The sequence below is a fragment of the Ruegeria sp. CL7 genome (genome assembly GCF_056536445.1).
This window is the reverse complement of sequence record NZ_JBQFPQ010000001.1, coordinates 1,025,814-1,046,263: the sequence shown is the minus strand read 5'-3', so window position 1 is coordinate 1,046,263 and position 20,450 is coordinate 1,025,814. Positions and strand designations below refer to the sequence as shown.

The window sequence follows — 20,450 nt, the reverse complement described above, 5'->3', positions numbered from 1 at the left end:
TCCTTTTGCGTATCGCAAGGGGCACCGTGGCCCCGAAACCTTCTTATCCCAGCAACTTGCGGATCAGACGCGCGACGATCCAACCCAGGATCGCCCCTCCGCCAACCGCCCAAACCGGGTTGATGAATTCCATGTGGTTGATGTTGACGTAAGCAATACCCAGCAGACCGCCAAGAACCGGGAACGCGTAACCCAGCCAGGTCAACACGTCTTCTTTCCGGATGCCGCTTCGTGACGCCCGCGTCATCAGCCAACCGACCCTTCCAGCGAGATTGCCACCAGTTGCTGCGCTTCCATGGCGAACTCCATCGGCAGTGCTTGCAGAACGTCCTTGCAGAACCCGTTGACCACCAAAGCCACGGCCTCTTCTTCATCCATGCCACGCTGACGGCAATAGAACAGCTGATCGTCATCCACCTTGGATGTCGTCGCCTCGTGCTCGACACGAGATGAGTTGTTTTTGACCTCGATATACGGAACCGTATGCGCGCCGCATTTGTCGCCGATCAGCAAGCTGTCACACTGGGTGTAGTTGCGGCTGTCCTTGGCCTTCGGATGCATCGAGACCAGACCGCGATAGGTGTTCTGCGCCTTGCCCGCACTGATGCCCTTGGACACGATGCGAGACTTGGTGTTCTTGCCCAGATGAACCATCTTGGTGCCGGTATCGGCCTGCTGATAGTTGTTGGCAATCGCGATCGAATAGAACTCACCCTGGCTTTCGTTGCCGCGCAGGATGCAGGACGGGTATTTCCACGTCACGGCCGAGCCGGTTTCGACCTGCGTCCACATCACCTTGGACCGGTCGCCCCGGCAATCGGCGCGCTTGGTCACGAAGTTGTAGATGCCGCCCTTGCCGTTCTCATCGCCCGGGAACCAGTTCTGAACGGTCGAGTATTTCACTTCGGCGTCTTCTTCGACAATGATCTCGACCACGGCCGCGTGCAGCTGCGCGGTATCGCGCTGGGGCGCGGTGCAGCCTTCCAGATAGGACACGTACGAACCTTTGTCGGCGATGATCAGCGTGCGCTCGAACTGGCCGGTGTTTTCGGCGTTGATGCGGAAATAGGTACTCAGCTCCATCGGGCAGCGGACACCGGGCGGAATGTAGACGAAGGACCCATCCGAAAACACGGCCGAGTTCAAAGTCGCATAAAAGTTGTCCGACACCGGAACCACAGTGCCCAGATACTTCTTGACCAGCTCAGGATGTTCCTTGATCGCTTCGGAAATCGAACAGAAAATCACACCGGCCTTTTTCAGTTCGGCCTGAAAGGTCGTGCCGACGGACACCGAGTCAAACACCGCGTCCACAGCAACCTTGCGCCCCTCGGCCGGAGCATCCTCAGCACCTTCGACACCAGCCAGAATCATCTGTTCTTTCAAAGGGATACCAAGCTTTTCGTATGTGGCCAGCAGCTTGGGGTCGACATCGTCCAACGACTTGGGTTTCTCTTCCATCGATTTCGGACGCGCATAGTAATACTGGTCCTGAAAATCGATCTTTGGATAAGTGACCATGGCCCATTTCGGTTCTTCCATCTTGGTCCAGCGTTCAAACGCGGCCAGACGCCACTCGGTCATCCATTCCGGTTCTTCATTCTTTTCCGAGATCAGACGAACGATGTCCGGGTTCACACCTTTCGGCGCGTACTCCATTTCGATGTCCGTGTCCCAGCCGTATTTATAGGTTCCGACCTCGCGCACCGCATCCACGGTTTCCTGATCGACACCCTCTTTCACCTGGGTCTGGTCCAAAGCGGCCATAACTTGCCCTCCGTCAGATCACGCGGCGCGCGCGATGCTTTTTCTCTTTCTCAAGCCACGTTTCGGCGAAACGCAGCACATCTTCTTCCGTTGTCCGAGGTCCCAGCGATACGCGGATTGCGCTGCTGGCTGTCACCTCGTCGTATCCCATTGCGGTGAGCACCGCGCTGGCACGAACCTTGCCGCTTGAACAGGCAGAGCCCGCACTGACCGCAAAACCCGACAGATCCATCTGCATGACCTGGGTCTCACCTTTCCAGCCGGGGGCGGCAAAACACAGGGTGTTCGGCAGGCGTTGCCGCCCTTTCCCGACAAAAATAGGTGATTTTACAGCAGCCTCAAGAGCGTTTTCTAGAATATTTCTAAATTCCTCGACCTGCTCCCAAACGCCATTGGCCAGATCCCGCATCGCAGCTTCAGCTGCGGCGCCGAACCCCACGATACCAATGACATTTTCGGTTCCTGACCTGCGGCCCATTTCCTGGCCGCCCCCCTTGATCTGTGCCGCCAGATCGGTTCCGCGTTGCATCACAACGGCACCGACACCCTTTGGACCGCCCAGTTTATGCGCCGAGACCAGGGCCATCTGGGCATTCATCCAGTTGAACGCGACGGGCAGCTTTCCAAAAGCCTGTGTGGCGTCTGTCACGGCCAGGCCGGACGGCAGTGTTTGAACAATCCCCGTCTCTGAGTTTGCCAGTTGCAATGTCGACATTTCAGGCGCGATTACCTGCACGTCTCCGGCCTCGGAAACCGTAAGATCCTCATTAATCCAAGATCTTACCGCGTCATGTTCAATCTCCGCGCCGTGCAATTGGCGCCCCGACAATGCCAGCGCCGCACCTTCGGTTGACCCTGATGTAAAGACGATATCCGCCCCATCCGCCCCAAAGGCCGATGCAATTTGGGCCCGGGCGCGCTCGATCAGAGCTTTGGCGGCCCGACCTTCCGCATGAACCGACGAGGGATTGCCGCAGACATCCATCGCCGCAATCATCGCGTCCCTCGCTTCGGGGCGCAGCGGCGTTGTTGCATTGTGATCCAGATAAACACGTTTCATGGATACATCTTTTTGCCGGCAGACTTCATTTCATATCCCGCCCGTTCAGATCATTCATCTACAACAGAGAACAGGCTCGGCACGGCCGGGCACGGGGCGAGGTCGTTCTTGATCACATCTGACAAACGGGTTTGATGCAGGAACACATAGACATGCGCGCTGAGACTTTCCCAAAGCCGATTGGTCAATGATTGAGCGCGGCTGCCGGACGAGGCCCCGGACGCGCCTGCCCCTTTTTGCAGCGCATCAACGGTTTCGTCCACGGCGGCCAGAATTTCGACGACACGAATTTCGGATGCCGGGCGTGCCAGTCGATACCCGCCACCGGGCCCCCGCACGGAAGACACCAAGTCCGCCCGGCGCAGTTTGACGAAGAGCTGCTCGAGATATGGTAACGAAATGTCCTGCCTCTCGGAGATTTCTCCAAGCGTCACCAGTCGTTCCGTCGGCTGGAGCGCAATATCCGCCAGGGCGACCATTGCGTAACGCCCTTTGGTCGACAGCTTCATTCCATGTCCCCTTTCAGCAGGATTTGCGCGAAATCATTGACGCCGACGTTGCCAGTGCGTATCTCCGACTGACAGCGCTGGTATGCGCCAAGCAATGTAATTAGAACCGTTCTAAGGTGCCCGACGATTATCGTCAAGTATATCCGGGCATCGGCACGAAAAAGACAGGACCAAAGCACACATGCCCGAGGTGATTTTTCCCGGACCCGAAGGCCGCCTGGAAGGCCGCTACCACCCGCAAAAGGAAAAAGACGCACCGATCGCCATCGTGCTTCACCCGCACCCTCAGTTCGGCGGGACCATGAACAACAAGGTGGTCTACAACCTGCACTATGCCTTCTACAACATGGGCTTCACCGTGTTGCGCTTTAACTTCCGCGGTGTCGGTCGCAGCCAAGGCGAGTATGATCAGGGCGTGGGCGAGCTGAGCGATGCGGCGTCGGCGCTGGATTACCTGCAATCGATGAACAACAATTCGAAACACTGCTGGGTCGCAGGTTTCTCGTTCGGTGCGTGGATCGGTATGCAACTGCTGATGCGCCGCCCTGAAATCACGGGGTTCATCAGTGTATCGCCCCCTGCAAACATGTATGACTTTTCGTTCCTTGCCCCCTGCCCGTCTTCCGGCCTGATCATCAACGGCACGGCTGACAGGGTGGCGCCACCGGCTGACACGACCTCGCTGGTGAACAAGCTGCACGAGCAGAAGGGAATCACCATCACGCACACCGAAGTGGAAGGTGCAGATCACTTCTTTCAGGATCGTCATATGGACACGCTGATCACCAATGTCAGCGACTATGTGAAACGCCGCCTGACCGAGAACACCCGCTGATGTCCGACACCATCACATCTCTTGCCGCCAAACTGGCCGAAGATACGATGAAGGTTATGGATGAGACAGGCGAAGACAGGTTCTTTGTCGAAGTTGGTGAAGTGCTCGGGGCCGCTTCTCAGTCTCTGGAAGAGGCGTTTCTGACGGAAATTCGTGTTCGGTTGGCTGAGCGGAAAGCCAGGCAGTTCGTGATCAAACGCTTGTCTGCGCATCGTGCAAAGCAGAAGGCGATAGAAAAGCAATGACCGACCGAATGTCGGCGCAAATCGCGTTTCTGAAACGGGCCGACGAACTGAAAATGGTCGAGCGGGCAAATGTCCTGCTTGACCAGTCCAGACCCGAAAATTCGGCAGAGCACAGCTGGCATCTGGCCTTGTGGGCCCTGGTCATGGCCCCGTTGGCAAGGCCGGATGTCTCGATTGATCGGGTCATACGTATGCTATTGCTGCATGACCTGGTTGAAATTGTTGTCGGCGACCACCCAATTCACCTTGAGACCGATTGGACCTCGGTTGCCAAGGCCGAGCAAGCTGCAGCCAAAGATCTGTTTGGGCTGTTGCCAAAGGATCAGGCCGATACGTTTCACGCTGTCTGGCGTGAATTTGAAGAGGATCAGACCGCCGACGCCCGATTTGCCAAGGTTCTGGATCGTTGTCAGCCACTGTTTCAGGTTCTGTGTGCCCCGAACCCCGATCCGGATCACGTGGACATAGCGCGTTCAAATCTCGAAGGCGGTCGCGCCGCCTATCTGGAACAGGTTTTTCCATTGGCCTACGAGCACGCCGCAAACCTGCTGGCTGGTGCAAATACGCAGGCCAACGCGTTTACGCAACGGCTGGCGTTTCTGACCGAAGCTGATCAGCTGAAGTCCGTTCTGCGTGCCTCGCGGCTGATGGCGGGTGATCGTTTCGAAAACTCGGCAGAACACTCGTGGCACATCATGCTCTACGCCTGGGTCCTGGCTGAAAATGCGCCCTCAGGTATCAGTGTTGATCGGGTCCTTCAGATGCTGTTGCTGCACGATATCGTCGAAATCGACGCCGGCGACAATCCGATCCACGGGCAGGTCGATCACGCAGCGCAAGCAGCCAAGGAACAAGCGGCGGCCAAGCGCTTGTTCGGACTGCTGCCCGACACCCAATGCAACACCTTCACTGCCCTGTGGCAGGAATTTGAAGCGGCAGACAGCCCGGACGCCAGGTTCGCCAAAGCCGTTGATCGGTTTCAGACACCTGTCGCCAATCTGGAAACCGGCGGCGGGTCGTGGGTCGATTACAAGGTTACATATGCCCAGCTTGAGGCGCGCGTGCAGCCTGCGATTGCAGCAGGTTCTCCTCGGCTGTGGGATTGGCTGCAACCGCAACTGGCAGCACACTTCCAAAGCGTCGAGGTTGTACACCCCTAGACAGAAAAGAAAAAAGGAGCCCGACGGCTCCTTTTTCCCTGCTAAGCTCTACGTGGTATTTAAAAAACACTACTACCATCAAACTGTTGAACCATGTTGGCTGCTTCAACTTCGACGGACCCCCCGTCAGCAAGCCACCCAATCACCACTATCAGACCCGCAGCAAATATTACGGATTTCGAAAATGTCGTCATAACTCAATACTCAAATACAAATCCTAAAATACGCTGAGAAGATTACACTAATTCGATTCTCTGAATAGTCAGGTATACCTGACCTCAGGTGGTTTTCTTCCATCTTCAGATCCAAAATTGCCTTGCCCACTCCTTCGGTTTCATGCTCAACGCGGGGTATCTTTCCTGTTTCGAGGATCAAAATGCCCCAAGCGTATCTGTATCTGATGCTGGCTGTTGTTGCGGAAACCATCGGCACCACGGCCTTGCAGGCCAGTCAGCAATTCACGCGGTTCTGGCCGTCCGTCCTTGTGGTCGTGGGGTACGGAGTCGCATTTTATCTCATGGCGCTGACACTGAAATACATGCCTGTCGGTATCGTTTATGCAATCTGGTCGGGTCTGGGCATCTTTCTGATCGCCGTGATTGGGTTCATCGTGTTCGGCCAAAGGCTGGATTGGCCTGCAATCCTGGGATTGACGTTGATCTTGTCCGGAATCCTGATCATTCACCTCTTTTCCAAGACTGCCGGTCACTGATCCACGGTTAGGGCTGGTATATTTTGTCGCGCCGCGCTATGCGCGCGGCAACTTCCCGTTCAAAGGCTGACCTCTCATGGACCTGCGCAATATCGCAATCATCGCTCACGTGGACCACGGCAAGACGACCCTGGTGGATGAGCTGCTCAAACAATCCGGCGCGTTCCGGGAAAACCAGGCCGTGGCGGAACGCGCCATGGACAGCAACGATCTGGAGCGCGAGCGCGGCATCACCATTCTGGCCAAGGCAACTTCGGTCGAATGGAAAGACACGCGCATCAACATCGTCGACACGCCGGGCCACGCCGATTTCGGTGGTGAAGTCGAGCGTATCCTCAGCATGGTCGATGGTGTCGTCCTGCTGGTTGACGCGGCCGAAGGCCCGATGCCGCAGACCAAGTTCGTGACGTCGAAAGCCTTGGCGCTGGGCCTGCGCCCGATCGTGGTTCTGAACAAGGTCGACAAGCCGGATGCGGAGCCTGATCGCGCATTGGACGAGTGCTTTGACCTGTTTGCCAACCTCGGCGCCGATGATGATCAGTTGGATTTCCCGGCCATGTATGCCTCGGGCCGTTCAGGCTGGGCGGATATGGAGCTGGACGGCCCGCGCAAGGACCTGAGCGCACTGTTTGATCTGATCGTCGATCACGTTCCTGCCCCGAAACAAATCGCGCATAAGGGTGAGCCGTTCCGGATGCTGGCTACCACTTTGGGCAGCGATCCATTCATCGGCCGCATTCTGACGGGTCGTGTGGAAAGCGGCACATTGAAAGCTGGCGACAGCCTGAAAGCCCTGAGCCGTGACGGATCGTTGATCGAAAACTTTCGCGCCTCAAAAATACTGGCATTCCGCGGGCTGGCTCAGCAACCTATCGATGTGGCCGAAGCCGGTGACATCGTCACCATCGCCGGCATGAGCAAAGCCACCGTGGCGGATTCTCTGGTTGCTCCGCAGGTCGAAGAAGCCCTGCCTGCACAGCCCATCGACCCGCCGACGATCACCGTAACTTTCGGTATCAACGATTCACCGTTGGCCGGTCGTGACGGCAAGAAAGTTCAGTCACGCGTCATCCGTGATCGTCTGATGAAAGAAGCCGAATCGAATGTCGCGATTCGCGTCACCGACACACCCGGCGGCGAGGCTTTCGAGGTCGCCGGCCGTGGCGAATTGCAGATGGGCGTTTTGATCGAGAACATGCGTCGCGAAGGGTTCGAGCTCAGCATCTCGCGCCCGCAGGTTCTGTTCCGCGAGGAAAACGGCCAGCGGCTGGAACCGATCGAGGAAGTCACCATTGACGTAGACGATGAATACTCGGGCGCCGTGATCGAAAAGATCACTGGGGCCCGCAAAGGTGAGTTGGTCGAGATGCGCCCGGCAGGTGCAGGCAAGACCCGCATCATCGCGCATGTACCGTCCCGTGGCCTGATCGGTTATCACGGCGAATTCCTGACCGATACCCGCGGCACAGGCGTTCTGAACCGCGTGTTCCAAGACTGGGCGCCGCACAAAGGCCCGATCCCGGGCCGCCGGGCTGGGGTTCTGATTTCGATGGAGAACGGTCAGGCCGTCGCTTATGCTCTGTGGAACCTCGAGGAGCGTGGCCGGATGTTTGTTGGTCCTCAAACGGATGTCTATCAAGGTATGGTGATTGGCGAGCATTCTCGTGACAATGATCTGGAAGTGAACCCGCTGAAGGGCAAGAAACTGACAAACGTACGCGCCAGTGGCTCGGACGACGCGGTTCGTCTGACGCCACATGTTCAGTTCTCGCTAGAAGAGGCAATTGCCTATATTGACGACGATGAACTGGTCGAAGTCACCCCGAACGCGGTGCGCTTGCGCAAGCGTTTTCTTGACCCGCACGAGCGCAAGCGGATGGCCAAGTCGGCCTGATTTACCTGGCAGACCGCTACCGCAATCGGAAACAATTGCCCAAGTGTGGCAATTTTGCGTCCAAACGGACAAAAGATGAAAAACGGACAACCGGGCAATACGCCCGGTTTTCTTCTGAAAACAGGGATGTTTCTTCTTTAGGTTGCATTATTTTTCCCCTGCTCCCTCGATCCACATATTGTGATTGAGACCCGTTTAAGGTGAAAATGTGCCAGTTGTGTGACGTCGTTCATAAACACCTTCGCTCCGATGGTTCATATGAACACGTAGTAAAGTATCGAGTTTCGAGGAGTTCCAAATGGGTATCCGGTCCCGCAATATCCCGCTGTTTTTTGTTGCTACGACGTTTTTGTTTTCACCCGCGGGCGAAGCTTTCGCGGCAGGTACATGTACCGTTCAAACAGCCAGACAATCCGCAGCATCCGCACAGGTATTATGTGAGTGCGACGCTGTAACATCGGGCATGATCCGATACATTCAACGCCGGCACGATTTCGATCAAATTCTGGCGCGTGTCGGAGCTGAATGCACACCACTTGCAGACTTGCTTTCTGATTTTCCCACGGCTTCGATCGGTGCAAGTGATCAGCGGTCCGGAGATGGGCCGTCTGATGAGACTGTCGACAGCAGCCCGGCTTTCGGTGGCGGCGGCGGTTCAGGCGGTGGAGCTGGCACCACTGGCGCTGGAGACGGCGGTGGTGGCACTGGCGGTGAAGGTGGCGGCACTGGCGGTGAAAACGAAGGTGGCGGCGAAAACGAAGGCGGCGGCGAAAACGAAGGTGGCGGCGAAAACGAAGGCGGCGGCGAAAACGAAGGCGGCGGCGAAAACGAAGGTGGCGGCGAAAACGAAGGCGGCGGCGAAAACGAAGGCGGCGGCGAAAACGAAGGCGGCGGCGAAAACGAAGGCGGCGGCGAAAACGAAGGCGGCGGCGAAACGTTCTAATTGGGAAGCAATATTACCGGTGCAAGATACGATTGCACCGGTATTCAGTTTCTCAAAAAGATTTCCAGGTTTCGTCAGCTATGGCCGTACACACCAACCCAACGTCCGGGCCGATTCGGGTCTTGCATGCGAAGAAACAGGTACCGCGTTGCCGTCCAGGGTTTGATACGGTTTGTGAGGTTGTCCAAAACCAAATCACCCTTGGAAGAGCGATACACCAGCACCGCATGAGGCACGCGACGCGTGTCCAGAACCGTAGCGATCAACAGTTTACTTGGATCGACGCCGGCATGGATCAAATCCCTTTTCTTCAACAGCGCGAAGTCTTCGCAATCGCCACCCCTGGCTGTCGGAAGCGCCCAACGCTCGGTCATCTTGTACTGGGATTGATCGGTGACTTCTCGCGTCGATCTGTTCACGCGCCGATTTACCTGTTCGACAACCTTCAGTTCTTGCTGGCTGGACAGGGATACGGAGCGTTTTTTGGCACAGGCCCATTTGTACTCAGCGCACAGATTGGCCGCCCCTGACGGTGGCGGAGAGGCCGCGACACTTGGGATAAATCCGTTACCGGACGCATGTGCGACGGGGGCCACGGCTAGGGTGCAGACGCCCAAAAAACAGATGCTGAAGGCCCGTACTGAAACCGGCAGAAGTCTTGCACCAAACCGCTTGGCCAGATTTGTGAAGTGTTTCATGCCTGTACCCCAATCCGATGTTCTTCGCACGATTGCACGTCAAACAGGGTCGCATTCCGATTCGTGAAACTATCCGCGAATAACCCCGCCCAGGCAATCACCTAAAAAGTTGAAGGGGAAAAAGGGCGGAAATTCGTCCGTCAATCTGACCTTTTTGCGCAAGAATTTGGGTGGCGCGGCCACAATTCGGGTGCCGATCGCGCAAATACGCGACAGCGTGGCCTGTTAAGTGATTGAAATAATTAAAAATTAAACTCAGCCCCCTGTTGACGGGCTGAGTTCCCTTGGCCGAGTGGTGGTATAAGCCAATGATTGCCTATTGGCTGCCCCTTTACCGGGCAAACCGCGCTACACGTCGTGAACGCAGTCGTTCACTCCGTGATTTCAACCACAACCAATTCACGTTCGCTGGCGTCGCGCGCATGACTCAATGCTTCTTGATAGTCATCCGAGTTGTAGCATTCGACGGCTGCTTCTAGCGACGGGAAACGGGCAACAACGTTGCGTGGCCGTTCCTTGCCTTCCAACTGAACGTAACGCGCCGCACGGGCGATGAAAGTGCCCCCGTGCTTGGCAATGGCTGGCCCGGCCAATTCGGCATATTTTCCATACGCCTCGGCATCGGTCACCGTCACGTGTGCAATCCAAAGTGCAGCCATCTTACCCTCCCAAAACCTGTTCTGCAGCCTTGATCGCCGAATCCGCATTCGACGCATCCCGTCCACCGCCCTGGGCCATGTCCGGGCGGCCGCCGCCGCCCTTGCCGCCCAATTCCACTACTGCGGCCTTGACCAGATCGACCGCCGAAACGGTTCCTGTCAGGTCTTCGGTGACGCCAGCCGCAACCGCGGCCTTGCCGCCGGTATCCGCGATGAGCAAAACCGCCCCCGACCCAAGACGCGCCTTGTGTTCGTCGATCAATGCCGGAAGATCCTTGCCGGACACCCCGCTGAGGGCCTGCGCTATGAACTTCACACCGTTCACATCACGCGCTTCGGCACCGCCGCCCTGCCCGTTCCCGCCGGCCATCGCCAGATCTCGACGCAGTTGAGCCACTTCGTTCTGCAATGATTTGCGTTCCTCCAGCAGGCTTTTCACGCGGGCCACCACATCATCCGGCTGCGCCTTCAGTTCCGTCGCCACCTGCGCAAGACGATGATCCTGTGCCGAAAGGTAACGGAACGCTTCATCCCCGGTCAGTGCTTCGATGCGGCGCACTCCGGCACTGCTTGCGCCGTCACCCAGGATGACAAAGGTGCCGATATCACCCGTCTGACGCACATGAGTACCGCCACACAGTTCGATCGACCAGGTTTCGCCATCATGGCCCTTGCCCGTAGGTGCCTTGCCCATCGAAACAACACGCACCTCGTCACCGTATTTCTCGCCGAACAGTGCCTGCGCGCCCAGTTTGCGCGCGTCATCCGGTGTCATGACCCGTGTCTCGACAGCCGAGTTCTGGCGGATGAAATCGTTCACCTCACGCTCGATCTTCCGGATTTCCTCCAGGCTCAGCGCTTTGGAATGGCTGAAGTCGAACCGCAGACGATCCGCCGCATTCAGCGAGCCGCGCTGCGCCACATGGTCCCCCAGCGTGTCCCGCAGCGCTTCATGCAGCAAGTGCGTGGCCGAGTGGTTGGCCCGGATTGCGGTCCGGCGCGCATGATCGACTTCGAGCTCGACAGCATCGCCTTTTGAAACGGCACCGCTGACGACCGTCACCTTATGCGCATAGACCTTCCCATCAGCGAATTTTCTGGTGTCTTCCACTCGGCTGAGGTGATCGCGATCTTCAAGGCGACGCATCTCGCCAGTATCGCCCACCTGGCCACCAGCCTCGCCATAGAACGGCGTCTGGTTCACCACGACCCAGCCGCTGTCGCCCGCTTCGATCTTGTCAACCAAAGCACCGTCAACAACCAGTGCCACAACCTGAGCTTCGGCTTTCTCGGTGTCATAGCCAAGGAAGTCGGTCGCCCCGGCGCTGTCCAGAACATCGAACCACACCGCCTGATCCGCGGCTTCACCTGACCCGGCCCAGGCAGCCCGCGCCTTGGCCTTTTGTTCGGCCATCGCCGTTTCAAAGCCTTCGGTGTCAACTGTCCGGCCTTTTTCGCGCAGCGCATCCTGTGTCAGGTCCAGTGGGAAACCGTAGGTGTCATACAGTTTGAATGCCGCCTCACCAGACAAAGGCGCCCCCTCGGAAAGGCCGGACACCTCATCGTCCAGCAGCCTCAACCCCCGGTCCAGCGTCTGCTTGAAACGCGTTTCTTCAAGCAACAAGGTCTCTTCGATCAATGGCTGTGCCTGGGTCAACTCGGCATAGTGACCGCCCATCTGTTGAACGAGGGACGGGACAAGACGGTGCATGACCGGATCCTTGGCGCCCAACAGATGCGCATGACGCATGGCACGACGCATGATGCGGCGAAGAACATAGCCGCGGCCATCATTGCTGGGCATCACGCCATCAGCAATCAGGAACGAAGTCGAACGCAGGTGGTCCGCGATCACGCGGTGGTGCACGTTCTGATCCCCGTAAGGATCCACGCCAGTTGCATCGGCTGATGCCTCGATCAGTGCCTTGAACAGATCGGTATCATAGTTGTCATGGCTGCCCTGCAACAATGCACCGATCCGCTCGAGACCCATGCCCGTATCGATCGACTGCATGTCGAGCTCGACCATCGAGCCGTCTTCGAACTGCTCGTTTTGCATGAAGACCACGTTCCAGATCTCAATGAACCGATCGCCGTCTTCCTCGGCAGAGCCCGGAGGACCGCCCCAGATGTGGTCTCCGTGGTCATAAAAGATCTCGGTACACGGGCCGCAGGGGCCGGTCGGGCCCATCTGCCAGAAATTGTCGCTGGTGGCGATGCGGATGATCCGGTCTTCGGGAACACCGACCTTTTTCCAGATTTCAAACGCCTCGTCATCAGTATGATAGACCGTTGTCAGCAGGCGGTTCTTGTCGATCCCAAATTCCCTGGTGATCAGCTCCCACGCGAATGGGATAGCTTCGTGTTTGAAGTAATCACCAAACGAGAAGTTCCCCAACATCTCGAAGAATGTATGGTGGCGCGCTGTGTAACCCACATTGTCGAGATCGTTGTGCTTGCCGCCGGCACGCACACATTTCTGCGCCGTGGTGGCGCGCTTGTAGTCACGTGTTTCCAATCCTGTGAACAGGTTCTTGAACTGCACCATGCCCGAATTGACGAACATCAGCGTCGGGTCGTTGCGCGGCACCAGCGGGCTGGACGCCACGACCTCATGCCCCTGTTTTTCAAAGTAATTCAGAAAGGTCGATCGGATGTCGTTCAGGGTTGGCATAGGGCTCTCTCGGCGCACAAAAAACTTGGTCCCCGCAGGTTTATCCCCCTGTCAAACGAGTGTCCACAGCAGAGGCGTGTCCGAACGAAACAAGGCGACCCGGGGGACCGCCTTGTTCATAGTATTTTCAACACAACACCTCGGACCGGGAACGTATCGCACCCCGTCAGCGACCGTCAGGCTTCAAGGATGTCATCATCCTCGGCTGCGCCCGGAGGCATGTCGAACTCCAGCCCGTGAGCCGCCCGAATCTTGTCTTCGATCTCAAAGGCAATGCGACTGTTGTCGCGCAGATATTGTTTGGCGTTCTCACGCCCCTGGCCGATCCGTTCGTCGCCATAGCTGAACCATGACCCTGACTTTTCGACCACACCGGCTTTGACACCCAGATCCAGCAATTCGCCCATCTTGCTGATGCCTTCACCATACATGATGTCGAATTCCACCTGCTTGAAGGGGGGTGCAACCTTGTTCTTGACGACCTTGACGCGCGTCTGGTTGCCGACAACTTCGTCCCGGTCCTTGATCGCGCCGATGCGGCGGATATCCAGACGAACCGAGCTGTAGAATTTCAGTGCATTACCGCCGGTGGTGGTTTCGGGGCTGCCGAACATCACGCCGATTTTCATCCTGATCTGGTTGATGAAGATCACCATGCAGTTCGAGCGGCTGATCGAACCCGTCAGTTTCCGCATCGCCTGGCTCATCAGACGGGCCTGAACGCCAACATTGCTGTCACCCATGTCGCCTTCCAGTTCGGATTTCGGCGTCAGCGCCGCAACCGAATCGACCACGACCATGTTGACCGCGCCCGAGCGCACCAGCGTATCGGTGATCTCCAGCGCCTGCTCTCCGGTATCGGGCTGCGAGATCAGAAGCTCGTCCAGATCAACACCAAGCTTTCGCGCATATTGCGGGTCCAGCGCGTGCTCGGCGTCAACAAAGGCGCAGACGCCGCCGCGTTTCTGCTGTTCCGCAATGCAATGCAGCGTCAGCGTCGTCTTCCCCGAGCTTTCCGGGCCGTAAATCTCAACAATCCGCCCCATTGGCAGACCACCAATTCCCAACGCAATATCCAACCCGAGCGAGCCTGTCGAACTTGCATCGATGTCCTGTTTGGCGCCTTCGCCAAGCTTCATGATAGAGCCTTTGCCGAACTGCCGTTCGATCTGGGCCAGCGCGCTGTCGAGCGCCTTTTGCTTATCTGCGTTTTTCTTGTCGCTCATTGTCAGAAGATCCGCCATTGTCCTGTCGCCTTCCCTTTTGTCACACCCTTGATCGGGCGGCAATCGCTGCTTTGTTCGCCTCTTGTTCCTTATGGGACCAAAAGAAGAACATTTCAATAAAAACTTACGGGATTTAGTCTTCAGCAATTGTATTAAGAAGTCCTTTACGACAATCTGCGCGCATAGCCGGATGACAATTGGAGCAATTAAATGCTTGTTTTCTATGAGGAACGCCTTGCCTTCCTTGCCGTTCCGAAAACCGGCAGCACGGCTTATCACACGGCGTTGCGGGATCGCGCTGATATCGTCGTCACTCATCCTCCCGAGCTCAAACATGCTCCGGTGCGCAGGTATGATCGGTTTTTCCAGAACACTTTTCGGAAAATGTACGATACCGAGATGGAGATCCTGGCAGTTGTTCGCGAACCCGTTGACTGGCTGGGCAGCTGGTATCGATTTCGCAGCCGCGCCGACCTGATCGGTCACGTCCATTCGACCCGAGACATGAGTTTCGACACGTTTGTGCAGGCCTATATGACAAACCCGCGTCCGGATTTTGCCGATGTTGGTAGCCAAAGCCAGTTTTTCCGTACCCGCAGCAATGGTCGCGGCGCCACGCATATTTTCAAATACGAAAACCAGGACAAAATTCTCGACTTCCTGCAAGCGCGACTGAATATGCAGATCGACCTGCCACGAGAGAATGTATCACCACCGGGTGATCTGACGCTGACGCCCGAAACACGGCAGAAATTTCGCAAAAGACACGTAGAGGAATTCGCGCTCCACGATGCAGCCTTGTAGGGTGCTCAGTTCAGCTGTTGGAAAACCGCCTCGGTCAACTGGGTGAGGGAAAACGGCTTGGGCAGGAAGGTCGAATTGGCGATCTCGGGTTCTGAATCGCCAAAGGCACCTTCCGTGTAACCGGATACGAAGACCACGCGGGCATCCGGGCGTGATTCCCGAGCTTTACGCACCCAGGTCGGACCATCCATGCCGGGCATGACCACATCCGTTACGAATACGTCGACGTTCAAAGATGGATCCTCCAGAAGCCGCAGAGCTTCCTCGGCCGAATCCGCCTCCAGCACGGTATAGCCCTTGAGACGCAGGGCCCGGGTTGCGAAGGCGCGGACCGGCGCTTCGTCTTCAACCAAAAGCACGACGCCCTCTCCTTGCCGGGCGCTTTGGGTTTCGGGCTGGGCCGGAATGTCCTGTTCAGCCTCTGCCACCGTGGCGCAAACCGGTAGACAAACGGTGAATTCGGTGCCTCGACCCACCGTGCTGTCGACAAAGATGAAACCGCCCGTCTGCTTGACGATGCCATACGCTGTTGAAAGCCCAAGCCCTGTGCCCTCACCCGTACGCTTTGTCGTATAGAACGGCTCGAAAACCTTTTGCAGTTTGTCGGCGGGTATTCCCACACCGCTGTCCATGACCCTGACCGTAACGTATTCGCCGGGCTGGACGGTCGCCCTGTCCCTGCTGAGCGGTTGCGACAGGTTCAATACCTCGGTCTCGATACGGATCTCGCCCCCGTCTGGCATGGCATCGCGCGCGTTTACGACAAGGTTCATCAACACCTGTTCCAACTGCCGTTTGTCCGCCCGAACCGGCTTTAACACCGGATCATGACTGAGGGTCAGCAGAACTTTTTCGCCCACCAACCGGTTCAACAAGTGAATGAGATCCGAGATCGTGTCGCGCAAATCCAGAACTTCGGGCCTGAGAGTCTGTTTGCGCGAGAATGCCAGAAGCTGGCTGACCAGCGCAGCGGCCCGGTTGGCGTTCTGATTGATCTGAACCAGATCCCCATAATCCGGGTCATTCTGATCGTGACGCAACAACAGCAGGTCGCAATGCCCGGAAATGGCCGTCAGCAGGTTGTTGAAATCATGTGCGACCCCGCCGGCCAATTGACCCACAGCTTGCATTTTCTGCCCTTGGACGAATTGAGCCTCCAGAGTCTTCAACTCGGTCGCATCATTCAGAACCGCGATCAGACAGATCTTGCCATCGACAACGACACGGCTCAGCGTGACCTGTACGAAGACTTCCTTGTCTTTTCGGGTCAACTGAAGAAACTCGGATCGTTGCGCATCTTCTTGCGCGGCCGTCCGCGCCAGCCAATCCAGAATGGGGTGCCCCATACCCCGCATGATGTCGGCTATGTTCGTGCCTTCCAGGCTTTCATTTCCAAGCAACTTATTCGCCAGCCTGTTGGCATTCAGAATGGCCCCCGCCGGAGACAGGGTGAGAACCGGAACCGGAAGATCTGCAAAAGACGTGCTGGCCCCGGGCGCCGGAGTTTCAATGAGCGGCACCAAACCAAGGTTTCGTTCCTTGCTGGATCGGGAAAGCTCCGTCACAGCGACCGGTATCATTCCGTCCTGTGACTTGATGATGTTTGAGGCTCCGACTCGGGGGTCAGCATCACCGAAGATGTCGCGAACCCGACCGGGGCGCGGCCCAAGCCACTTTTTCGCCGCCGGATTTGGGCGCACCACGTCATCCGCGCATCCGATGGTCAGGACCGGCAGGTCAAGAGACTGCCAGCTTTCCTGTTCTGACTGTTGAAACCGCCAGCAAAAAATGTCGGGAGCCAATTGAAACACGGTTACACTGCTTGTGTTTCCCCTGATCACGCAGTCTTCCCGGGCCCGACCGAATGATCGGGCCTGAGATTGCAACCTCAACAAAATCACCTGAGGCGTCGAGAACGTCGAACCGAGGCAGTTTTCAAGGCTGGCTCCTTTCGCCGCGCCGAATTGTTCCCGCGCTGGTGCGTTGGATGCCAGAATGTCGCCATAGGCATTTGCGATCAGGAAAGGTGACTCGTCCTGTTCTGCAAACGCGGCCATGACGGCAGTGGTTTGTTGCGCATGTCTGACGTCGACCTGGCCTTTGATCACGACGCATAGTGCCACAATCAAAAGCGAAGTTCCCGCGACCATCATGCCCATGGTCCAATCCGGTGGCAACAACCCGACCATGGGGGCAATGCTGATCAGTAATGCCACCGCCACCAACGACCATAGACGAGATGCCGAGGGCGTGTGGACAAGAGATGGGTCGCTGAAAAATTCTACTGTGTCAGACATAAAACGGCTCGGGCGCAAAGTTATCGGCTATAACGGCCAAAATTGGTTAATTCCCGCTTAACGGCGTTCGGAAAGCAGCAATCTACCCTAGGTTGTTATTTGCCAAAAGCTCAGCGCGTCAAGTGCGACGTAAAGAACCCGTCAGATTCGTGTGTAACGTGCCACGTTTTCCGGAAGGTTTCCCGCCACTGGGAAAAGTGATCCAGAAAATCGTCTATGATCGCGCCGTTTTCATCCTTCAGAACCGAACAGGTTGCGTAGGCCAGCAGGCCGCCCGGATGCACCAAAGGCGCAATGTCGGATAAAATACGGGACTGAATGGTGGTGAGGTCCCGCAAGCGATCCTCGGTCAAGGCCCATTTCCCGGCCGGCGCCCTTCGCCACGATCCGCTGCCAGAGCACGGCGCATCAACCAAAACAACATCAAACGGATCAACACCTGAAAGGTTATCGGTGTTGAGGATGGTAATCTTTGCGCCTGCTCGTTCCGCCCGGGTCGGAATATCCTTCATGCGCCCGGCATTCACATCATGTGCAAAAACTTCGACGCCCTCGTGCGCTGCAAGCGCCAGCGCCTTGCCGCCACCACCCGCGCAATAATCCAGAACACGCATCCCCGGCCGCAGATCCAGCGCGGCCACGACCGCCTGGCTTGCAGCGTCCTGAAGTTCGACCAGACCCTGGGCATAGGCCTGGCTTTGGACAATGCGCCGGGCCCCCTCTGTCACCTCGAGCGCGGTTTGGCAGACCTGAACCGGATGGGCGATCACGCCCTCGGACTTCAAGGCGTCTATAGCCCCGCCCAGATCGGTTTTTCGCAAGTTGACCCGCAGGTGAACGGGCGCCCGGTTCTGCAATGACATCGCGCAAGGAACCAAGGCATCCTTCAGAGAGTCAACGAACCGAGGCCACAGCCACTCCGGAATGTCATATCTTTCGGCCTCGGACACGAAAACCCGCGCCGCTTCCGTTTCCTGAACCAGTGTCGGAGCGTGACGGTCGCCGGTGAACAGGTCGGCCAGATCCCCGCCTGACGCACGGGTCGCACCGATCATCAAACCGCGCCCGGTGTCGGACCCTCCCAACGCAGCGTACGAGCGCTTGCGTCGCAGCGCGTCGAATACGTGATCGCGAATGGCTGCCCGATCCTTGGATCCGGCGAAGCGACTGCGCCGAGCCCAGCCGGTGAGTGCTTTTTCGACCGGCGCGCCAGCCAGAATATCATCCAGAATTTCGATCGAGGCCTGAACACGGGCGGCGGGTGTCATTGTGGAATACCTCGGTGGAAATGGGCCCGGCTGGCCGATCCAAGTGGCAAATAGGCACCCGTATACGGGTGCCATGTGTCTTGCTGGATGGCTTACATGACCCGGTAGTTCGGGCTTTCGCGGGTGATCTGAACATCGTGGACGTGGCTTTCCTTCAGACCAGCGCCTGTAATTTTCACGAAATTACAGTTCTTGCGCATCTCTTCGATAGTGGCGCAGCCGGTATACCCCATCGCCGCACGCAAGCCGCCAACCAGCTGGTGGATCACGGCACTGGCCGAGCCTTTGTAGGGCACCTGCCCTTCGATGCCTTCGGGCACCAGTTTGTCATTGGCTGCATCTTTCTGGAAATAGCGGTCGGCTGAACCGCGCGCCATTGCACCCAGGCTGCCCATCCCGCGATAGGATTTGAACGAACGGCCCTGATACAGGATCACCTCGCCCGGGCTTTCGTCGGTGCCCGCAATCATCGACCCGACCATGGCGCAGGACGCCCCGGCCGCGATCGCCTTTGCAAAGTCACCCGAGAACTTGATGCCACCATCCGCGATGACCGGAACGTCGCCCGCTGCCGCCGCACAATCGCTGATCGCGGTCAACTGCGGGACGCCAACCCCCGCCACCATCCGTGTGGTACAGATCGATCCCGGGCCGATGCCCACCTTGATCGCGTCGGCACCAGCATCGATCAGGGCTTTGGTCGCTTCTCCTGTTGCAACGTTCCCGGCAATGATCTGAACCTCGTTCGACAGGGTCTTGACCCGCTTTACAGCGTCCAGCACGCCCTGAGAATGACCATGCGCCGTATCGACGACGATGATGTCGACACCCGAATCCACCAATTGCTCGGATCGTTCGAACCCGGCATCCCCGACTGACGTCGCCGCAGCGACCCGCAGGCGACCCAGGCGGTCCTTGCAGGCGGTTGGGTTCAAAACGGCCTGCTCTGTATCCTTAAGCGTCAGTAGACCGGTCAGCTTGCCGCCACCATCCACGACCAGCAGCTTTTCGATACGGCGCGCCCGCATCAGGCTTTTGGCTTCTTCCAGATCGGCCGGTTCCTGTAGCATCGCCAGGTTTTCCGAAGTCATCATCGCGTGTACCGGCGTATCGTCCGAGTTCGCAAAGCGCATGTCGCGGTTGGTCAGAATACCCACCACGCGGCCCTGCTCGTCGACGACCGGAAAACCGGTGAAGTTGTAGCGCTGTACCAGCGCGTTGGCGTCCGCCAATGTCTGATCCACCCGCAATGTCACCGGGTTATAGACAATACCGGATTCAAACCGCTTGACCCGGCGGACTTCGCGGGCCTGTTCTTCCACCGAAAGGTTCTTGTGTACCACACCGATGCCGCCCGCCTGAGCCATGGCAATGGCCATGCGCGCCTCGGTCACGGTGTCCATGGCCGAACTCAGCAATGGGATGTTCATGGTGATTTCGCGCGTCACACGCGTGGTCGTATCCGCGGTTGCCGGCAGCACGGAAGATGCGCCCGGAACCAGGAGAACGTCGTCAAAGGTAAGTGCCTCACGAATCTGCATCTGAATACCCCATGCAAAAGCCCGTTTGGCGGTGACCCTATTACATGGATTGAACCAAAGGAAAAGCCCTTGGGGGCAACTCTTTGGCTCTGGTTGTCGTTGCAGTGGAAGAAAACGACGCTCGTTGTGCAGATCGTGCCGCAGATGGTCTTTCCCTT

At 57.4% G+C, this 20,450-nt stretch carries 18 protein-coding genes; 7 read left to right on the top strand and 11 right to left on the bottom strand.

Annotation, left to right across the window (positions count from 1 at the left end; all coding sequences use genetic code 11):
• Nucleotides 1-43: 43 nt before the first annotated feature.
• The 4 genes from ACR0LI_RS05255 to iscR are packed head-to-tail and all read right to left on the bottom strand — an operon-like array spanning nt 44 to nt 3,336.
• Nucleotides 44-247 carry a hypothetical protein gene (locus tag ACR0LI_RS05255; protein WP_480718135.1) on the bottom strand — a complete coding sequence of 68 codons (204 nt, stop codon included), beginning with the start codon at nt 245-247 and terminating at the stop codon, nt 44-46.
• Entirely contained in the window at nt 247-1,767 is a 1,521-nt protein-coding gene (gene sufB / locus ACR0LI_RS05250; RefSeq protein ID WP_171204775.1) for a Fe-S cluster assembly protein SufB, read from the bottom strand. The genes ACR0LI_RS05255 and sufB overlap by 1 nt, the downstream gene beginning before the upstream one ends.
• Nucleotides 1,768-1,780: 13 nt before the next feature.
• On the bottom strand, nt 1,781-2,827 hold the full coding sequence (locus ACR0LI_RS05245) for a cysteine desulfurase family protein (protein WP_480718134.1): 1,047 nt from the start codon (nt 2,825-2,827) through the stop codon (nt 1,781-1,783).
• Nucleotides 2,828-2,877: 50 nt separating this feature from the next.
• A complete protein-coding gene (iscR, locus tag ACR0LI_RS05240; protein ID WP_152458016.1) occupies nt 2,878-3,336 on the bottom strand; it encodes a Fe-S cluster assembly transcriptional regulator IscR in 459 nt (152 codons plus the stop codon).
• Nucleotides 3,337-3,517: 181 nt separating this feature from the next.
• On the opposite strand from iscR, the gene ACR0LI_RS05235 reads away from it, so the two are divergent.
• The 6 genes from ACR0LI_RS05235 (at nt 3,518) to ACR0LI_RS05210 (ending at nt 9,125) form a co-directional block, all read left to right on the top strand.
• Entirely contained in the window at nt 3,518-4,171 is a 654-nt protein-coding gene (locus ACR0LI_RS05235; RefSeq protein ID WP_152458017.1) for an alpha/beta hydrolase, read from the top strand.
• Entirely contained in the window at nt 4,171-4,416 is a 246-nt protein-coding gene (locus ACR0LI_RS05230; protein ID WP_152458018.1) for a hypothetical protein, read from the top strand. Before ACR0LI_RS05235 ends, ACR0LI_RS05230 begins: the two co-directional genes overlap by 1 nt.
• Complete coding sequence (locus ACR0LI_RS05225; RefSeq protein ID WP_480718133.1) at nt 4,413-5,576, top strand: HD domain-containing protein; 1,164 nt, start codon at nt 4,413-4,415, stop codon at nt 5,574-5,576. Before ACR0LI_RS05230 ends, ACR0LI_RS05225 begins: the two co-directional genes overlap by 4 nt.
• A 376-nt stretch (nt 5,577-5,952) precedes the next feature.
• Complete coding sequence (locus ACR0LI_RS05220) at nt 5,953-6,288, top strand: DMT family transporter (RefSeq protein ID WP_171632384.1); 336 nt, start codon at nt 5,953-5,955, stop codon at nt 6,286-6,288.
• A 76-nt stretch (nt 6,289-6,364) separates the two neighbouring features.
• Complete coding sequence (typA, locus tag ACR0LI_RS05215) at nt 6,365-8,182, top strand: translational GTPase TypA (RefSeq protein ID WP_480718132.1); 1,818 nt, start codon at nt 6,365-6,367, stop codon at nt 8,180-8,182.
• 463 nt (nt 8,183-8,645) lie between these two features.
• A complete protein-coding gene (locus ACR0LI_RS05210) occupies nt 8,646-9,125 on the top strand; it encodes a hypothetical protein (protein ID WP_480718131.1) in 480 nt (159 codons plus the stop codon).
• A gap of 74 nt (nt 9,126-9,199) precedes the next feature.
• Here ACR0LI_RS05210 and ACR0LI_RS05205 read toward each other — a convergent pair whose 3' ends face one another.
• The 4 genes from ACR0LI_RS05205 to recA form a co-directional block, all read right to left on the bottom strand.
• Nucleotides 9,200-9,823 (bottom strand): transglutaminase-like cysteine peptidase, encoded by a 624-nt coding sequence (locus ACR0LI_RS05205; RefSeq protein ID WP_171723250.1) that lies wholly within the window; start codon nt 9,821-9,823, stop codon nt 9,200-9,202.
• A 371-nt stretch (nt 9,824-10,194) separates the two neighbouring features.
• Entirely contained in the window at nt 10,195-10,482 is a 288-nt protein-coding gene (locus ACR0LI_RS05200) for a DUF1330 domain-containing protein (protein WP_152458023.1), read from the bottom strand.
• Between the two features lies 1 nt (nt 10,483).
• Nucleotides 10,484-13,156, bottom strand: a complete 2,673-nt coding sequence (gene alaS / locus ACR0LI_RS05195) for an alanine--tRNA ligase (RefSeq protein WP_480718130.1) — start codon at nt 13,154-13,156, stop codon at nt 10,484-10,486.
• Between the two features lie 176 nt (nt 13,157-13,332).
• Nucleotides 13,333-14,400 (bottom strand): recombinase RecA, encoded by a 1,068-nt coding sequence (gene recA / locus ACR0LI_RS05190; RefSeq protein ID WP_171632372.1) that lies wholly within the window; start codon nt 14,398-14,400, stop codon nt 13,333-13,335.
• 192 nt (nt 14,401-14,592) lie between these two features.
• On the opposite strand from recA, the gene ACR0LI_RS05185 reads away from it, so the two are divergent.
• Nucleotides 14,593-15,186 (top strand): gamma-glutamyl kinase, encoded by a 594-nt coding sequence (locus ACR0LI_RS05185; protein ID WP_480718129.1) that lies wholly within the window; start codon nt 14,593-14,595, stop codon nt 15,184-15,186.
• A 5-nt stretch (nt 15,187-15,191) separates the two neighbouring features.
• Here ACR0LI_RS05185 and ACR0LI_RS05180 read toward each other — a convergent pair whose 3' ends face one another.
• From ACR0LI_RS05180 to guaB, 3 genes are all read right to left on the bottom strand, one after another.
• Complete coding sequence (locus ACR0LI_RS05180; protein ID WP_480718128.1) at nt 15,192-17,483, bottom strand: hybrid sensor histidine kinase/response regulator; 2,292 nt, start codon at nt 17,481-17,483, stop codon at nt 15,192-15,194.
• A gap of 110 nt (nt 17,484-17,593) precedes the next feature.
• Nucleotides 17,594-18,751 carry an RsmB/NOP family class I SAM-dependent RNA methyltransferase gene (locus ACR0LI_RS05175; protein ID WP_480718127.1) on the bottom strand — a complete coding sequence of 386 codons (1,158 nt, stop codon included), beginning with the start codon at nt 18,749-18,751 and terminating at the stop codon, nt 17,594-17,596.
• A 92-nt stretch (nt 18,752-18,843) separates the two neighbouring features.
• The gene (guaB, locus tag ACR0LI_RS05170; RefSeq protein WP_171632362.1) at nt 18,844-20,292 is read right to left on the bottom strand and encodes an IMP dehydrogenase; all 1,449 of its coding nucleotides are present in this window, start codon (nt 20,290-20,292) and stop codon (nt 18,844-18,846) included.
• Nucleotides 20,293-20,450: the final 158 nt, after the last annotated feature.

Excerpts from the sequence above, each read along its gene's own strand:
- ACR0LI_RS05255 (WP_480718135.1), bottom strand. The coding sequence starts at position 247 with ATGACGCGGGCGTCACGAAGCGGCATCCGGAAAGAAGACGTGTTGACC.
- sufB (WP_171204775.1), bottom strand. The coding sequence starts at position 1,767 with ATGGCCGCTTTGGACCAGACCCAGGTGAAAGAGGGTGTCGATCAGGAA.
- ACR0LI_RS05245 (WP_480718134.1), bottom strand. The coding sequence starts at position 2,827 with ATGAAACGTGTTTATCTGGATCACAATGCAACAACGCCGCTGCGCCCC.
- iscR (WP_152458016.1), bottom strand. The coding sequence starts at position 3,336 with ATGAAGCTGTCGACCAAAGGGCGTTACGCAATGGTCGCCCTGGCGGAT.
- ACR0LI_RS05235 (WP_152458017.1), top strand. The coding sequence starts at position 3,518 with ATGCCCGAGGTGATTTTTCCCGGACCCGAAGGCCGCCTGGAAGGCCGC.
- ACR0LI_RS05230 (WP_152458018.1), top strand. The coding sequence starts at position 4,171 with ATGTCCGACACCATCACATCTCTTGCCGCCAAACTGGCCGAAGATACG.
- ACR0LI_RS05225 (WP_480718133.1), top strand. The coding sequence starts at position 4,413 with ATGACCGACCGAATGTCGGCGCAAATCGCGTTTCTGAAACGGGCCGAC.
- ACR0LI_RS05220 (WP_171632384.1), top strand. The coding sequence starts at position 5,953 with ATGCCCCAAGCGTATCTGTATCTGATGCTGGCTGTTGTTGCGGAAACC.
- typA (WP_480718132.1), top strand. The coding sequence starts at position 6,365 with ATGGACCTGCGCAATATCGCAATCATCGCTCACGTGGACCACGGCAAG.
- ACR0LI_RS05210 (WP_480718131.1), top strand. The coding sequence starts at position 8,646 with ATGATCCGATACATTCAACGCCGGCACGATTTCGATCAAATTCTGGCG.
- ACR0LI_RS05205 (WP_171723250.1), bottom strand. The coding sequence starts at position 9,823 with ATGAAACACTTCACAAATCTGGCCAAGCGGTTTGGTGCAAGACTTCTG.
- ACR0LI_RS05200 (WP_152458023.1), bottom strand. The coding sequence starts at position 10,482 with ATGGCTGCACTTTGGATTGCACACGTGACGGTGACCGATGCCGAGGCG.
- alaS (WP_480718130.1), bottom strand. The coding sequence starts at position 13,156 with ATGCCAACCCTGAACGACATCCGATCGACCTTTCTGAATTACTTTGAA.
- recA (WP_171632372.1), bottom strand. The coding sequence starts at position 14,400 with ATGGCGGATCTTCTGACAATGAGCGACAAGAAAAACGCAGATAAGCAA.
- ACR0LI_RS05185 (WP_480718129.1), top strand. The coding sequence starts at position 14,593 with ATGCTTGTTTTCTATGAGGAACGCCTTGCCTTCCTTGCCGTTCCGAAA.
- ACR0LI_RS05180 (WP_480718128.1), bottom strand. The coding sequence starts at position 17,483 with ATGTCTGACACAGTAGAATTTTTCAGCGACCCATCTCTTGTCCACACG.
- ACR0LI_RS05175 (WP_480718127.1), bottom strand. The coding sequence starts at position 18,751 with ATGACACCCGCCGCCCGTGTTCAGGCCTCGATCGAAATTCTGGATGAT.
- guaB (WP_171632362.1), bottom strand. The coding sequence starts at position 20,292 with ATGCAGATTCGTGAGGCACTTACCTTTGACGACGTTCTCCTGGTTCCG.